The sequence below is a fragment of the Jannaschia maritima genome, from assembly GCF_030973515.1.
Lineage (GTDB): Bacteria > Pseudomonadota > Alphaproteobacteria > Rhodobacterales > Rhodobacteraceae > Jannaschia > Jannaschia maritima.
On the sequence record NZ_JARGZA010000011.1, the window covers coordinates 126759 to 141041 of the forward strand.

General features: G+C 69.6%; 15 protein-coding genes. 2 read left to right on the forward strand and 13 right to left on the reverse strand.

Annotated elements, in window-relative coordinates:
* Positions 1 to 22: 22 nt before the first annotated feature.
* Entirely contained in the window at positions 23 to 517 is a 495-nt protein-coding gene (locus P0084_RS12305; RefSeq protein WP_308917151.1) for a L,D-transpeptidase family protein, read from the reverse strand.
* The gene (gene ribA / locus P0084_RS12310) at positions 514 to 1557 is read right to left on the reverse strand and encodes a GTP cyclohydrolase II (protein ID WP_308917152.1); all 1044 of its coding nucleotides are present in this window, start codon (positions 1555 to 1557) and stop codon (positions 514 to 516) included. Before ribA ends, P0084_RS12305 begins: the two co-directional genes overlap by 4 nt.
* Positions 1558 to 1735: 178 nt before the next feature.
* Between ribA and P0084_RS12315 the strand changes: the two genes are divergently transcribed.
* Positions 1736 to 2422, forward strand: a complete 687-nt coding sequence (locus P0084_RS12315; protein ID WP_308917153.1) for a response regulator transcription factor — start codon at positions 1736 to 1738, stop codon at positions 2420 to 2422.
* Between the two features lie 180 nt (positions 2423 to 2602).
* Here the strand turns inward: P0084_RS12315 and P0084_RS12320 are convergent, their stop codons facing one another.
* Positions 2603 to 3082 carry an ureidoglycolate lyase gene (locus P0084_RS12320; RefSeq protein WP_308917154.1) on the reverse strand — a complete coding sequence of 160 codons (480 nt, stop codon included), beginning with the start codon at positions 3080 to 3082 and terminating at the stop codon, positions 2603 to 2605.
* Positions 3076 to 4512, reverse strand: coding sequence for an allantoinase PuuE (gene puuE / locus P0084_RS12325; RefSeq protein WP_308917155.1), 1437 nt, complete (start codon positions 4510 to 4512; stop codon positions 3076 to 3078). Before puuE ends, P0084_RS12320 begins: the two co-directional genes overlap by 7 nt.
* Before the next feature lie 72 nt (positions 4513 to 4584).
* Here puuE and P0084_RS12330 point away from each other — a divergent pair, with 72 nt between their 5' ends.
* Entirely contained in the window at positions 4585 to 5808 is a 1224-nt protein-coding gene (locus P0084_RS12330) for a urate hydroxylase PuuD (protein WP_308917171.1), read from the forward strand.
* Between the two features lie 119 nt (positions 5809 to 5927).
* On the opposite strand, the gene P0084_RS12335 is transcribed toward P0084_RS12330, so the two are convergent.
* The 9 genes from P0084_RS12335 to P0084_RS12375 all read right to left on the reverse strand — a co-directional run bounded on the left by P0084_RS12335 (position 5928) and on the right by P0084_RS12375 (position 13903).
* A complete protein-coding gene (locus P0084_RS12335) occupies positions 5928 to 6248 on the reverse strand; it encodes a hypothetical protein (protein ID WP_308917156.1) in 321 nt (106 codons plus the stop codon).
* 561 nt (positions 6249 to 6809) lie between these two features.
* Positions 6810 to 7568 (reverse strand): SDR family oxidoreductase, encoded by a 759-nt coding sequence (locus tag P0084_RS12340; protein WP_308917157.1) that lies wholly within the window; start codon positions 7566 to 7568, stop codon positions 6810 to 6812.
* A gap of 94 nt (positions 7569 to 7662) precedes the next feature.
* The gene (locus P0084_RS12345) at positions 7663 to 8250 is read right to left on the reverse strand and encodes a nucleoside/nucleotide kinase family protein (protein ID WP_308917158.1); all 588 of its coding nucleotides are present in this window, start codon (positions 8248 to 8250) and stop codon (positions 7663 to 7665) included.
* A complete protein-coding gene (locus tag P0084_RS12350) occupies positions 8247 to 9053 on the reverse strand; it encodes an ATP-binding cassette domain-containing protein (protein WP_308917159.1) in 807 nt (268 codons plus the stop codon). Before P0084_RS12350 ends, P0084_RS12345 begins: the two co-directional genes overlap by 4 nt.
* Positions 9053 to 10114: an ABC transporter permease gene (locus P0084_RS12355; protein ID WP_308917160.1), complete on the reverse strand. Its 1062-nt coding sequence runs from the start codon at positions 10112 to 10114 to the stop codon at positions 9053 to 9055. Before P0084_RS12355 ends, P0084_RS12350 begins: the two co-directional genes overlap by 1 nt.
* A 140-nt stretch (positions 10115 to 10254) precedes the next feature.
* Positions 10255 to 11274: a sugar ABC transporter substrate-binding protein gene (locus tag P0084_RS12360; protein ID WP_308917161.1), complete on the reverse strand. Its 1020-nt coding sequence runs from the start codon at positions 11272 to 11274 to the stop codon at positions 10255 to 10257.
* A 128-nt stretch (positions 11275 to 11402) separates the two neighbouring features.
* Positions 11403 to 13031 (reverse strand): alpha-glucosidase, encoded by a 1629-nt coding sequence (locus P0084_RS12365; protein ID WP_308917162.1) that lies wholly within the window; start codon positions 13029 to 13031, stop codon positions 11403 to 11405.
* Between the two features lie 202 nt (positions 13032 to 13233).
* The gene (locus P0084_RS12370; protein ID WP_308917163.1) at positions 13234 to 13665 is read right to left on the reverse strand and encodes a hypothetical protein; all 432 of its coding nucleotides are present in this window, start codon (positions 13663 to 13665) and stop codon (positions 13234 to 13236) included.
* Positions 13658 to 13903, reverse strand: coding sequence for a type II toxin-antitoxin system Phd/YefM family antitoxin (locus P0084_RS12375; RefSeq protein ID WP_308917164.1), 246 nt, complete (start codon positions 13901 to 13903; stop codon positions 13658 to 13660). The genes P0084_RS12370 and P0084_RS12375 overlap by 8 nt, the downstream gene beginning before the upstream one ends.
* Positions 13904 to 14283: the final 380 nt, after the last annotated feature.

Here is a 14283-nt window from a genome sequence, read left to right on the forward strand (position 1 = left end):
GCGAGAACGGCGGGCCCGGTCGCTAGCGCACGATCAACCGCGTCCCCGGTCCCGCATGCCGGACCAGCCACCTCAGGTCCCCCGGCGCGACCGCGACGCATCCTTCCGTCGGAATGCCGGGCCGCCGCCAGCGATGCAGGAAGATTGCGCTGCCCCGTCCGGGAACGGCATCGGGCCAGTTCCAGTCTATGACCAGCACCAGGTCGTATAGGCGATCCGCCCGGAACAGCCGTTCGGCCGACGCGGCGAAGGGTGCGCGGACGCGGTGATTGTAACGCGCATGGCCCGGGTCGTCGCACCACAGGTCGCGCGGTCCGATCGGCACGGCCCATGGCGCGGGGCGGGCGATGCGGTCGGCCCGGTACAGCAGGCCCGCCACCCGGTGCGTGCCCGCGGGCGTGCCGCCGTCGCCTTCGCGCTTGGCTGCCACCACCCCGCCCCGCCCGATGGCGCACGGAACGCGGCGCCCCCTGAGCCGCAGCCCCGCCGGCGTCAGCACCATGTCCCCCGGCGTCATTCCAGATGCCCCGACTTCGATCGCTTCACGTCGAGGTATCCGGCGTTCTGCGCCCCGCGGCCCGCGTGCAGCGGCACGCGTTCGACGACCTCGATGCCGCGATCCACCATCCAACGCAGCTTGCGGGGATTGTTCGTCATCAGCCGGACCGTCCCCACGTCCAGCCGCTTCAGCAGGGCCGCGCCCAGGTCGAAGTTCCGCTCGTCGTCCTCGAACCCCAGGCGATGGTTGGCCTCCACGGTGTCGAAGCCCTGATCCTGCAGCGCATAAGCCCGCATCTTGTTCGCCAGGCCGATGCCCCGCCCCTCCTGCATCAGGTACAGCAGCAGGCCCCCGGGCCCGCGCATCGCGCTGAGAGCCGCGTGCAACTGGGGGCCACAATCGCATTTCAGGCTGCCCAGCACGTCGCCCGTGAAGCAGGCCGAATGCAGCCGGACCAGGACGGGCGCGGCGCGGTCCACCTGCCCCACCTCGAAGGCCATGTGCTCCAAGCCGGTCGCGTCGTCGCGAAAGACGTGCAGCCGCCCCGCCCCCGCCAGGGCCGTGGGCAGGCGGGCGGCGGCCACGTCGGCCACGACCCCGTGCGCCGCCACCCCGTCCACGGGCAGGACCGTGACGCCCGGCGGGGGGGCCGCCGCGACGCCCACCACCGCAGGCAGCAGTTGCGCCGCCTTCGCCAGGCCCAACGCCACGCGCCAGGGCCGCGCATCGCCACCGCGGCGCGCGTCGAACGGTCCCTTCATCGGATGCGCCAGGTCCCGGGCCGGATCCGCGACCGCGCGCAGCCAGCCGGGCTCGGCCCCCTCGGGCAGCCCCACGCGCGCCAGATCCCCGTCATACGCACGCATCCGCAGGGTCGCCGCCCGCCGCGCCGTGACGGCGACATCGACGGGGCCCAGCGCCCGCATCGCGTCCACCCGCGCCGGCGACACCGTCTCGACCGCGGCGAACAACGTGCCGCCCACCGCGACGGGCAGCCCGACGCGCAGGTCGGCCACGGCACGCGCGCGAAGCTCCGTCGCGTCGGGGGACAGGGGCATGGGCGCATTTCCCGTGTTTCAATCGCAGGGCCCGGACCGGACCCGGCTCCCCCCATATGAAACAAAGGCCGCCTTGGCGACACGACCCCGTGACCCGCGCGTGAGGTTCCTGCCCGGCCCATTGGCGGACCGCGTTTCCTGGTCCAGACCACTGGGAACGGACGTGGGAGACAACGACATGGCGAACCTGAAGAAGATACTGCTGGTGGACGATGACGACGACCTGCGCGATGCGTTGGCCGAGCAACTGGTCATGACGGAGGAGTTCGACGTCTTCGAAGCCGATTCGGGCGCTGCCGGCATGTCCCGCGCGAAGGAGCAGCTCTACGACCTGATCGTCCTGGACGTGGGCCTGCCCGACAACGACGGTCGCGAATTGTGCCGCCTGATGCGCAAGCAGGGGGTCAAGTGCCCCATCGTCATGCTGACCGGGCACGACACGGACGCCGACACGATCCTGGGGCTCGACGCGGGCGCGAACGACTACATCGCCAAGCCCTTCAAGTTCCCCGTCCTCCTGGCCCGGATCCGCGCGCAACTGCGACAGCACGAGCAGTCGGAGGATGCGGTGTTCAATTTGGGCCCCTATACGTTCAAGCCGTCGACGAAGATGCTCATCACCGAGGACGATCGGAAGATCCGTCTGACGGAGAAGGAGACCAACATCCTGAAGTTCCTGTACCGCGCGGGCGACGGCACGGTGCAGCGCGACGTCCTCCTGCACGAGGTCTGGGGCTACAACGCCGGCGTGACCACCCACACGCTCGAGACCCACATCTATCGACTGCGCCAGAAGATCGAACCCGACCCGTCGAACGCCCGCCTGCTGGTGACGGAATCGGGCGGCTATCGACTGATAGCGTGACATTCCGGCCCCACCTTCTGTCGTATTGAAAAGGACCGGGTGGCCGGGGCTGGATTTACCCCGCGTTAGCGGTTTACCGTTAACACGTAAAGACACCGTGGCGTCTGCGGTCCAGATCAGGCGCACCTCCCTGTTGGACTTGCCCGGGCCTTCGCGCCCGGGTTCTTTTTTGCGCGGCCGCTAAGCCCCCGTCACCCGCCAGGGCGCGTCGAAGCGATGCTCCTGCAGGTTCGCGCCCTCGCCCACCCGGTCCACCACGGCGAACAGCCCCGGCGCGTGCAGGGGCGTCAGGACGCCGTGCCATGTCCCGCGGTAGAACTGGATGCCCGTGCCGGGGGACGTGACGAAGGCCAGGGGCCGGGCCTCCGGCCCGTCCGACACCACCACGAGGAACGGATGGCCTGTTAGCGGCAGGAAGGCCTGGCTGCCCAGCGGATGCCGCTCGATCAGATCCAGGTCGTGGGGCAGCGTCCGCGGCTGCGCCTCGAACACCGACAGCGACACCGCTCCGTCCACGACGTCCGCGCGCGCCTGATCGTGCCAGCGCGTGCACAGCCCCGCGTTGATCGACCGCGCCGCCCCCCGCCCGGCGGCCAGCACTGTGCCGAAGGGCGCGAAGGCGGCCTCGTCCATCGGGCGGGCGCGGACCTCCCTCACCATGCCATCGCGTCCAGCCGCAGGCGGGCGATGCGTTCCACCTGCCGGCAGGCCTCCGCGAACTCGGTTTCCGTATCGTGGGCCACGCGGGCGCGCATGGCATCCAGGATGCCCGCCTTGTCGTGGTCCCGCACGGCGATGATGAACGGAAAGCCGTGGCGCGCAATGTACGCGGCGTTCAGTTGCTCGAACCCTTCGCGTTCGGCGTCGGTCAGCGCGTCCAGCCCCGCGCTGGCCTGCTCGGCGGTGGAGGCGTCGGTCAGCCGCCTCGCCCGCGCCAGCTTGCCCGCCAGGTCGGGATGCGCGTGCAGCACGGCCAATCGATCGTCCCAGGGGGCGGTTCGGAACGCGGCACGCAACACGGCGTGGATCCCCGCGGGACAGTGATGCCCGGCCCCCATCTCCAGGGCCCAGGCCCGTTCCGCGACCCAGGGCGAATGCTCGAACACGCCACCGAACCGCGCCACGAAGGCGTCCCGGTCCAGTTCGTGCGCCATGGGGCCCGCGCCCACCGGCGCATCCGACAGGGCGGCCACGGGCCCGTCCGGGGGCACGTGCGCGTTCCAGTGCCGCGCGATGTCGGCGCGCGTGGCGATCCAGGCGCCGCCCTTCGCGTCCACGTGGTCCAGGAACCGGCGCAGGCCCTCCACCCGCCCGGGGCGCCCCGCCAGCCGGCAATGCAGGCCCACGGTCATCATCCGCCCGCCTTCCCGGTGCAGGCAGTCGAAGCTGTCGCGCAGGTATCGCTCCCACGACGCGGCGTCGGCGTGGCCCGCGGGGATGGCGAAGCGCATGTCGTTTGCATCCAGCGTATAGGGCAGCACCAGTTGCGTCCCCTCCCCGATCCGCACCCGGTAGGGTACGTCGTCCGCATAGCTGTCGCTGACGTAGAGTGGCGTGCAGGCCTCGTGGACCAGCCGCACCGTGTTCTCGGAACACCGCCCGGTGTACCACCCCTCGGGCCGCGCGCCGGTCGCCTGGACGTGCAGGCGCAAGGCCTCGTCGATGGCGACGCGCTCCGCCTCCGGGGGCATCTGCGCGTGCTCCACCCAGGCCAGCCCGTGGCTCGCGATCTCCCATCCGGCGTCCTGCATCGCCTCGACCTGCGCTGGCCCCCGCATCAGCGCGCCCGCCACGCCGTAGCAGGTCACCGCCCGCCCCCGCAGCGTGCGCATCAGGCGCCAGAACCCGGCCCGCGCCCCGTATTCGTAGAGCGACTCCATGTTCCAGTGCCGCCGCCCGGGCCAGGGCTGCGCGGCCGTGATCTCCGACAGGAACGCCTCCGACGCGGGATCGCCGTGCAGGACGTTGTTCTCGGCCCCTTCCTCGTAGTTGACGACCAGCGACAGGGCCACGCGGGCCCCGCCGGGCCATTGGGGGTCGGGGGGCACGGGCCCGTGGCCCAGCAGGTCGCGGCGGTATCGTTCGGGCATCGGCATTCCCCTTCGGTCGGCGCGACGAAACCCCGGCTTGCGCCCGCCCGCAAGCCGGGGTTGAACGCCCCCATGCACGACGTCGCGATCATGTGGGACTGGCTCGCCTTCGCGGTGCGGTGGCTGCACGTCATCGTCGCCATCGCCTGGATCGGGGCCAGCTTCTACTTCATCGCGCTGGACCTGATGCTGCGCAAGCGCCCCGGCATGCCCGAAGGCGCGTCGGGCGAGGAGTGGGAGGTGCATGGCGGCGGCTTCTACCACACCACGAAGTACACCGTGGCCCCCGACCGCCTGCCGGAGCATCTGACCTGGCACAAATGGCAGTCCTACTGGACGTGGCTGTCGGGCGCGGCGCTGCTGATGATCGTCTACTGGGCGGGGGCGGAGCTGTACCTGATCGACCCGGCCAAGGCCGACCTGTCGCTGTGGCAGGCCATCGGGTTGTCCGCGCTGTTCATCACGGCCGGCTGGCTGGGCTACGACGCCTTGTGCCGCTCGCCCCTGCGGACGAACCCCGCCGCGGTGATGCTGGTCCTGTTTGCGGGCATCGTCGCGGCGAGCTGGGCGCTGAACCAGATCTTCACCGGACGCGCGGCGCTGCTGCATCTGGGCGCGATGACGGCCACGATCATGACGGCGAACGTGTTCTTCGTCATCATGCCCAACCAGCGCGTCGTGATCGCCGATCTGAAGGCGGGCCGCCGCCCGGACGCCAAGTACGGCCAGATCGCCAAGCTGCGCAGCCTGCACAACAACTACCTCACGCTGCCGGTCCTGTTCCTTATGCTGTCCAACCACTACCCCCTCGCCTTCGGGGTAGAGACGGCCTGGATCATCGGCGCGGCCATCTTTCTGGTCGGTGTCCTGATCCGGCACTACTTCAACACGCTCCACGCGACGGGGCGACACCTGTGGTGGACCTGGATCGCCACCGCGGTGGCCTTCGTCGGCATCGCCTGGCTGTCCACCGCGCCCCTGCGCTGGGACGACGCCGACCGCCCGCTGCGCCCGGTGGAGGCGCGGTTCGCCGACGCCGCCCAGTTCGCCGACGCCGCGGACGTCGTGCGCGGCCGCTGCTCCATGTGCCACGCGCGCGAGGTGTTCTGGCCCGGCATCCGTTGGGCGCCGAAGGGCGTGCTTCTGGAAACCGACGCCGACATCGCCGCCCACGCCCGCGAAGTCTACCTCCAGGCCGGCGCCACCCACGCCATGCCGCCCGGCAACCTGACCGGCATCGAGCCCGAGGAACGCGCGCTCCTGCGAGCGTGGTATCGGGAGGCGGTGGGAGGCTGAGGCGGCGGGCTGACCGGAAATCGCCGAGATCCGGAAACGACGACATCGCGACCGCTCGTTTCGGGTTCACGGAAGGGCACGAACCTCGGACGCTTCGTTCCCCCGCTCCCACCGTCGGATCAACCTGGGTGGTCGGGTTGCCGCTGCTTGTGGATGACGAACCGGTCCGGGCCCGGTACGGCGAGATGCACGTCCCCCACGATGCAGATATGGGGCACAACCCGAAACCGTTCCGTGAGGATCGCCAGTTCGTCGGCCATGTCGGCGGCCTCCTCTCGATCCTCCTCCACGTCGTGCCTCAGATCGAAGAACATATCGATCCTATCCCCGTCCTGCGCGAACGAGATCATGCGCATGTTGGACGATATCGCCCCGATGCAGGACCGCACCGCGAGCGCGACGAGCAGGTTATCCCTGTTAAGTCTCTGATAATCGATCACTGTGGTGTCCGGTTCGGATTGGCAGGGCGATGCTGGGTTCGGATGTACCCTCGATGGTGAACACCTCCATGGCTTGGTTCGGAGATCCCACAAGCATGTCGATATCGGTTCCAGTCACGGTCGGGCACCTGTCGACAGGGACTCCTTGCGCATGCCTGCCGAGTAACTCGAAGGTTTCCGAATGCCATTCGACGAATACGTAAATTGCGTCATCGATCGAGCGCACGACACCGCCACGACGATGATTGGAGCCGCCTCAAAGATGCCGGTCCTGCCTCCGCCTCGATCGTGTCGCGATTCCCGGAAAGTCCCCTTTCGTCAATCAAGACGGCCGCGCGAACCGCCGACAGATCCGCGTCTTCGCTACGCCACGCAACTAGCACGCCGTCACTCGCCGTGACCGTCCGTACGCCTTGCTTCGATCGGAGCGATGAACGGTTCGATTTGGGTCTAGGTCACCTCATGGCGATGGACCGAAATACTTGAAAGGACCCATGTCGAACGCAAACAGCGCATCACGGAGGTGTTCTGCAAGGATGCACTCTTGGAACAGGCTCGATCTCAGGGCGCCAGTCCTCCGGCGACCGTGATCGTCGTGCCGGACACGAAGGCAGCATTCGGCGATGCGAGCCAGACCGCTGCCTGGGCGATGTCGGACGCCTCGGCGATGCGTCCAAGCGGGGTGGCGGCCGCGACGGTCGCCGGACGGTCCGGGTTGCCCTCGCGCGCGTGCAGGTCGGTCGCGGTCGTGCCGACGCGGATGGCCGCCACGCGGATGCCCAGCGGCCCCAGTTCCTTGGCCGCGCCGATCGTCAAGGTCTCCACAGCGCCCTTCGAGGCCGCGTAATGCACGTATTCGCCCGGCGAGCCGAGCGTCGCCGCAAGCGAAGACATGTTCACGACGGTGCCGCCACCGCCACCGCGGTCGCGCCGCATGCGTTCAGCTGCTTCTTGCAGGCAGTACATGGTGCCGAAGACATTGGTGGCGAAGGTCGCCTGCAAGGCGTCCACAGTAAGATCGGGCAGTGCGCTCGTCCCGCCGATGATGCCCGCGTTGTTGATGAGGACCGCGACGGAGCCGAGTGCCGCATCGCAGGCGGCGAACATCTCGCGCACCGCGCTGCGATCTGAGACGTCCGCGCACGCGACGACCGCACGCGCCCCGGCGCCACCGCAGCGCTCCGCAATCCTCTCAGCTCCTGCGACATCAGACGTGCAGTTCACGCAGACGTCGTAGCCCGCCTCAGCGAAGGCAAGGGCAGTGGCGGCGCCGATGCCCTTCGAGGCGCCAGTGATGAGGGCGACGGGCCGCGAGGTCATGGCTTCTTGTGGCACATTCGCGCTCTCATCACGAGTGACGTCACATAGGTTATAGACCACCGCATCGCCGCCGCTCCAACGCTCACATCCTCCCTCATCCCTCCACCACCACGTCCGCCGCCCGCGATTCGACCCGCATCCGCCGTGCGTTGGGCAGGTCGTTGCCGTCGATCTTCGCCGCCCGCGCCGCCGGGTCCAGCGCGGCCCAGCGATCCTCCAGCCGCGCGCGCAGCACGTCGTCGGGCACGTCCAGCCGGACCGACAGGTCGAACGGCCCCACGTCCCGCCAGCCCGGCGCATCCAGCAGCAGCCAGTTGCCTTCGACCACAACCACCCGCGCCCCGAACGGCACGTGCCGCGCCGCCGCGCGGGACAGTTCCAGCGACCGGTCGAAGACGGGGGCATAGGCGTCCCGACCGGCGCGCAGGGCGTCCAGCAACCGCGACAGCCCTCCGACGTCGTAGGTCTCCGGCGCGCCCTTCACCGGCAGCAGGCCGCGTGGCCCCAGCACCGCGTCGTCCAGGTGGAACCCGTCCATCGGCACCAGCGCCGCGCCGGGCAGCGCATCGACCAAGGCGGCCGCCAACGTGGACTTGCCCGATGCGGGCGGTCCCACGATCGCGACGACGACCCGCGAACCCGGCAGGGCCACGATGCGGTCCGCCAGGCCGGTCGGGATCACGCCGCTTCGGGTTCCTTCGCCCCCGTCATGAACGCCACCGCGTCCGACATCGAATGGGCCTTCGGGTCCAGCACCGTCAGGCGGCGGCCAAGCCGGTGGACGTGGATCCGGTCCGCGACCTCGAACACGTGCGGCATGTTGTGCGAGATCAGGATGATCGGAATCCCCCGCGCGCGCACGTCCTGGATCAGGTCCAGGACCTTGCGCGACTCCTTGACCCCCAGGGCCGCCGTCGGCTCGTCAAGGATGATGACCTTCGACCCGAAGGCCGCGGCCCGCGCCACGGCCACGCCCTGGCGCTGCCCGCCCGACAGCGTCTCCACCGCCTGGTTGATGTTCTGGATCGTCAGCAGGCCAAGGTCGTTCAGCTTCTCGCGGGCGATGGCCTCCATCCGGGACCGGTCCAGCTTGCGGAACACGGTGCCCAGGATGCCGGGCTTCCGCAGCTCGCGCCCCATGAACATGTTGTCCGCGATGGACAGGGCGGGCGACATGGCCAGCGTCTGGTACACCGTCTCGATCCCCGCCTCGCGCGCCTCGATGGGGGACGCGAAGCGCACCGCGCGCCCTTCCAGCGTGACGGTGCCCGCATCGGGAACGACCGCGCCCGACAGCGCCTTGATCAGCGTGGACTTGCCCGCTCCGTTGTCGCCGATCACGGCCAGGACCTCCCCCGCCCGCAGGTCGAAGTCGCACCGGTCCAGCGCCGTCACCCGGCCGTACCGCTTGGTCAGGCCCTCGGCGGTCAGGATGGGCGTGCCGATGGCTCCCGTTCGCGTCTGTGTTTGCGTCTGCTCCGTCATCACGCGCTTACCCGTCGGATCCACTGGTCCACCGCCACCGCCGCGATGATCAGCACGCCGATCAGAAGGTACGTCCACTGCGCGTCGGCCCCCATCAGGCGCAGGCCCAGCGTGAACACGCCGACGATCAGGGCGCCGAAGAACGTCCCCAGGATCGACCCCCGGCCGCCGAACAGGCTGATGCCGCCGATCACGACGGCCGTGATGCTCTCGATGTTCAGCAACTGCCCCGACGTGGGCGACACCGACCCGATGCGCCCGATCAGCGCCCAGCCCGCGATCCCGCAAATCAGCCCCGCCGTGGCATAGACGGAGATCAGCGTGAACCGCACGTTCACGCCCGAAAGCTCCGCCGCCTCCGGGTCGTCCCCCACGGCATAGACGTGGCGCCCCCAGGCGGTGTGCCGCAGAACGTAGGCCAGGACCACGACCAGCACGATCATCACCACGACCCCCAGCGTGAACCGCGCGCTGCCCAGGTTGTAGGTCGTGCCCAGCAGTTGCAGCAGCGGCGCTTGTTCGGCGATGTCCTGGCTGCGTATCGTCTCGTTGGCGGAATACAGGAAGTTGGCCGCCAGCACGATCTGCCACATGCCCAGCGTCACGATGAAGGGCGGCAGCTTCATGACGGCCACGAGCCAGCCGTTCAGCGTCCCGATCGCCGTGCCCAGCGCCAGGCCGCACAGCACCGACACCTCCACCGGCAGGCCGTACCGGAACGTGAACTGCCCCATCACCACGCTCGAGATGACCGCGATGGCGCCCACCGACAGATCGATCCCCGCCGTCAGGATCACGAGCGACTGCGCGGCGGCCACGATGCCTACGATCTGAACCTGCTGCAGGATCAGCGTCAGCGCGAAGGGGCTGAAGAAGCGCGACCCTTCCAGCGCGCCGAAAGCCAGGATCGCCGCCACCAACACCAGCAGGGGCACCAGCGCGGGCGTGGTGTGCAGGGCGTGGTGGAACGCGGCCACTGGCCCGCGGCGCCCGTCCTCGAACCGCGCGACGTCCCCCGACGCGCCGCGCGCCGCCCCTTCGTAATCGTCGGATGTGGACATGGCGTTCCCCCTGCAGACGTATCGCCCCCGGGGGTGCGATGGGTCATCCCCGAACTTGATCCGGGGACCTCCCGCGTCGTGCGACGAGAGGTCCCCGGGTCTCCGCCCGGGGATGACGATGCTTCACCTCGTCGAAGGCGTCAGCCCCAGCACAGGTCCATGCCCTCGGCGACGTCGATGCTGTCCACGCCGTCCTGCGGCTCGTCCGTCACCAACGCCACGCCCGTGTCGAAGAATTCCTTGCCCTCCGTCGCCTCGGGCAGCGTGCCGTCCTCCGCGAACTGGGCGATGGCCTCGATCCCCCGCGACGCCATCTGCAGCGGATACTGCTGCGACGTCGCACCGATCACGCCGTCGGCCACGTTCTGCACGCCGGGACAGCCGCCGTCGACGCTGACGATCAGGACCTCGTCCTCCCGCCCGATCGCGCGCAGCGCCTCGTAGGCGCCGGCCGCGGCGGGCTCGTTGATCGTGTGGACCACGTTGATGTCGCCGTTCTGCGCGAGCAGGTTCTCCATCGCGCGGCGGCCGCCCTCCTCGTTGCCGTTGGTCACGTCGCTGCCCACGATGCGGGGGTCGTCCTCGTCGCCGATGACGTTCGGGTCGCCCAGGTCGATCCCGAAGCCCTGCAGGAAGCCCTGGTTGCGCAGCACGTCCACCGTGGGCTGGCTGACGTTCAGGTCCAGCGTGGCGATCACAGCGTCCTCGGCCGCGTCGCCCATCGCGGCGCGCGCCCATTGCCCGATCAGCTCGCCGGCCAGGAAGTTGTCGGTGGCGAAGGTCATGTCGGCCGCGTCGATGGGCGACAGCGGCGTGTCGAGCGCGATCACCAGGATGCCCGCGTCGCGCGCCTGCTGCACGGCGGGCACGATCGACGAGGTGTCGGACGCCGTGATCAGGATGCCCGACACCCCGTCCAGGATGCAGGTCTCGATTGCCTGCACCTGCGTCTCGTGGTCGCCGTCGACCTGGCCGGCATAGGTGGACAGGGCGATGCCCAGTTCTTCCGCCTTGGCGGCGGCGCCTTCGCGCATCTTCACGAAGAACGGGTTCGTGTCAGTCTTGGTGATCAGGCAGGCGCCGATCCCGTGTCCGTCGGCCAGGGCCACGCCCGTCCATGCCATCGTCGTCAGCGCCGTGGCGGTCAGCAGTCTTCGCATGTGTCTTCCTCCCATGCGGACGGCGTCGCAGGGCCGTCCGGACCGCCAGGATGGCGGCAGGGGGAACGCGCTGTAAAGACCAATCTCGCCGCGGCCCGGCCCCGCGTCCCGGGAACCGGGCCGGCCCGTCACGCCGCCTGGAGGGCGACCTCCGCGTCCGCGCCGCCGTCGAGATAGGCCCAGCCGTTGGGCCCCAGCTCCAGTACCCCGTCCGCCAGCGTGGCGCCGACGGGGCCCACCAGGGCGGCCGCCCCGTCCACGGACACCCGGTGCGTGTCCGTCGACAGGTTGAACACGCAGGTCAGCGCCTGCCCCTCCGCCCGGCGGTGGAACGCCAGCAGGGGTTCGGGCAGGTCCACGAAGGCGGTGCGCCCGGCCCGCAGCGCGGCGGATCCCTGCCGGTAGGCCAGCACCGCGCGGTAATGGTGCAGCACGCTGTCGTTCGCGGCTTCCTGACCATCGACGGCATGGGCCAGCTGCGGCGCCTTGACGGGCAGCCAGGGCTTACCCTTGGTGAAGCCGCCATGGGGGTCCCCGCCCTCCCAGACCATCGGCGTGCGGCAGCCGTCGCGGCCCTTGTTCTCCGGCCAGAAGCGCAGCCCCGGCGGGTCGGTCAGCTCGTGGTACTCCATCTTCGTCTCGGTCTGTCCCAGCTCCTCGCCCTGATAGATCCCGATCGACCCCTCGAAGGCGGACAGCATGGCGATGGCCTGCCGCGCGATCGCGTCGGGCGAGGCCGCGGAATGGGCCCAGCGCGTCGGGTGCCGCACCACGTCGTGGTTGGAGAACGACCAGCACGGCCATCCGTCCGGCGCGCCCTCCTGGAAGCCCTCGATGTTGTGGCGGAAGTGCCGGGCGGTGAAGTGTGGCCCCAGCATCTCGAAGCTGTACGCCATGTGCAGCCGCTTGTCGCCGCGGGTATAGTCAGACATCAACGCGATCGCGGTGTCGCCGTCGTCCCCGATCTCGCCCACCATCATGCGGTCGTCGTACTCGTCCGTCAGCGCGCGCATCCGCTCGACGAAGCGGAGGTTCGCGTCCTGGTTCTTCGAATGGATGTGGTCCTGCATCCCATAGGTCCCGCCGGCGGCGGCGAACTTCTCGGGCGACGCGGGCGGGTTGTCGGCCAGCGACGGGTCGTGGGTGTAGTAGTTCACCGTGTCCAGGCGGAACCCGTCCACGCCCCGGTCGAGCCAGAACCGCATCGCGTCGAGCAGGGCGTCCTGGACCTGGGGGTTGTGGAAGTTCAGGTCCGGCTGGGACGTCAGGAAGTTGTGGAAGTAGTACTTCCGCCGCCGCGGATCGTACTCCCACGCCGCGCCGCCGAAGACCGACTGCCAGTTGTTCGGCGGGCTGCCGTCGGGCTTGGGGTCGGCCCAGATGTACCAGTCGGCCTTCGGGTTGTCCGCGGACGACCGCGATTCCGCGAACCAGGGATGCTGGTCCGAGGTGTGGGACAGCACCTGGTCGATGATGACCTTGAGCCCCAATTCGTGCGCACGCTCCACCATGCCGTCGAAGTCGGCCAGCGTGCCGAACAGCGGATCCACGTCGCAGTAATCGCTGACGTCGTATCCCATGTCGTCCTGGGGGCTGGTGAAGAACGGCGACAGCCAGATCGCGTCGACACCCAGCGAGGCCACGTGCTCCAGCCGCCGGGTAATGCCCGGCAGGTCGCCCACCCCGTCGCCGGTGCTGTCCTGGAAGGACCGGGGATAGATTTGATAGATCGTCGCGCCGCGCCACCACTCGGTCATGGCATCTCTCCGAGGTTCGATTCGCGGGCGTGCCTATACGGATCGGGGGGATGTGCAACGGGGGGTGGCGGGGTGGGACTTGGGTGCGCGCGGCATATCGGATGCAGGTGCTTTCGGAAGGGACGATTACGGGGTCGAGCTGGCTCGACCTGCCATCGGGCCGTTCCCCTCGGCCACGGGCCCGCCCGCGCTCGCCCGCCTGTCACCGGTCCCGCGCGACCGCCGCGGACACGCGGGCCGCCACCAGACGGGCGAAGCGCAGGCGCAGGGGGTCGAGGAAGGCCGGACTGAACCGGCCCATGTAGCCGTTCGGCTGGACGTAGTAGGACGCGCCGAGTCGGTCGCGGTTGTACTCGTCGAGCATGACCCAGGACGGACCGTCCGTGGCGAGCCCCGCACGGCGCAGCTCCGTTTGCGGCACCTCCATCGCGCTCCGCCCTTTCCGCGGGGCCTGCGTGGTGATCGGCAAGAAATAGACGAACGGCCCGCCCTCCTCGGTCGTGACGACGACCGGAACGACGCAGGGGCGGTCCTTGCGGCCCTCGGTCTCCCCATCGGCCGCCTCACGCGACCAGACGAAGGGATAGCGCCAGACATCCCCGACCCGAGGCGCGGTCGGCCGCGCGTCAGACATCCACGCCTTCGGACCGCAGCTGCGCGAGGATGGAATCCGCTTCCGCGGCAGGCATCTCGGAAACCCGGCCGGGAATACGCGTATCGGCCGCGCCGCGCAGGCGGTCGTACTCGTCCTTGGCTAGGACGACGTATTTGGGTTTTCCGTGCTTCGTGATCTCGACGGGGCCGCGCTGTGCGGCTTCCAGGAGGGAGCCGGCATTGCGAGCGAGGTCGGAAGCGGTAAAGGTCTTGGACATGTCTGCAAAATGCATATTTTGCAGATCGTCGCAAGTCACGCCGGCACGCGCCGGTGTCGTTCCCTGCTCGAGGCCCCTTCGTGGCGAGGGATCGTCCGAGGACGGCGATCTGCGACGGGACTCGTCCGGAACCGTCTCATCGCCGCCGAAGGCCGCACGCCCGCCGACCACCCGGCGGTGTCGGCAGGGCATCCCGTCCGAATCCCATCCACGCCCTACTCCCCCGGCACCCGCCCCGTGGGCACCCGCCCCCGGTTCCGCCGGGGCCGGGCGTTGCCCGGGTGGCGCGGGTCGGGGCCCCACAGCGCCACATAGGTGTCGATCACCCGGCCCCGCTTCTGCAGCCACACGAACACCGCCACCAGGATCAGCCACCAGCC

Bases quoted from the DNA above. Each gene is read 5' to 3' on its own strand.
- P0084_RS12305 (WP_308917151.1), bottom strand. From the start codon at position 517: ATGACGCCGGGGGACATGGTGCTGACGCCGGCGGGGCTGCGGCTCAGG.
- ribA (WP_308917152.1), bottom strand. From the start codon at position 1,557: ATGCCCCTGTCCCCCGACGCGACGGAGCTTCGCGCGCGTGCCGTGGCC.
- P0084_RS12315 (WP_308917153.1), top strand. From the start codon at position 1,736: ATGGCGAACCTGAAGAAGATACTGCTGGTGGACGATGACGACGACCTG.
- P0084_RS12320 (WP_308917154.1), bottom strand. From the start codon at position 3,082: ATGGTGAGGGAGGTCCGCGCCCGCCCGATGGACGAGGCCGCCTTCGCG.
- puuE (WP_308917155.1), bottom strand. From the start codon at position 4,512: ATGCCCGAACGATACCGCCGCGACCTGCTGGGCCACGGGCCCGTGCCC.
- P0084_RS12330 (WP_308917171.1), top strand. From the start codon at position 4,585: ATGCACGACGTCGCGATCATGTGGGACTGGCTCGCCTTCGCGGTGCGG.
- P0084_RS12340 (WP_308917157.1), bottom strand. From the start codon at position 7,568: ATGACCTCGCGGCCCGTCGCCCTCATCACTGGCGCCTCGAAGGGCATC.
- P0084_RS12350 (WP_308917159.1), bottom strand. From the start codon at position 9,053: ATGACGGAGCAGACGCAAACACAGACGCGAACGGGAGCCATCGGCACG.
- P0084_RS12355 (WP_308917160.1), bottom strand. From the start codon at position 10,114: ATGTCCACATCCGACGATTACGAAGGGGCGGCGCGCGGCGCGTCGGGG.
- P0084_RS12360 (WP_308917161.1), bottom strand. From the start codon at position 11,274: ATGCGAAGACTGCTGACCGCCACGGCGCTGACGACGATGGCATGGACG.
- P0084_RS12365 (WP_308917162.1), bottom strand. From the start codon at position 13,031: ATGACCGAGTGGTGGCGCGGCGCGACGATCTATCAAATCTATCCCCGG.
- P0084_RS12370 (WP_308917163.1), bottom strand. From the start codon at position 13,665: ATGTCTGACGCGCGGCCGACCGCGCCTCGGGTCGGGGATGTCTGGCGC.
- P0084_RS12375 (WP_308917164.1), bottom strand. From the start codon at position 13,903: ATGTCCAAGACCTTTACCGCTTCCGACCTCGCTCGCAATGCCGGCTCC.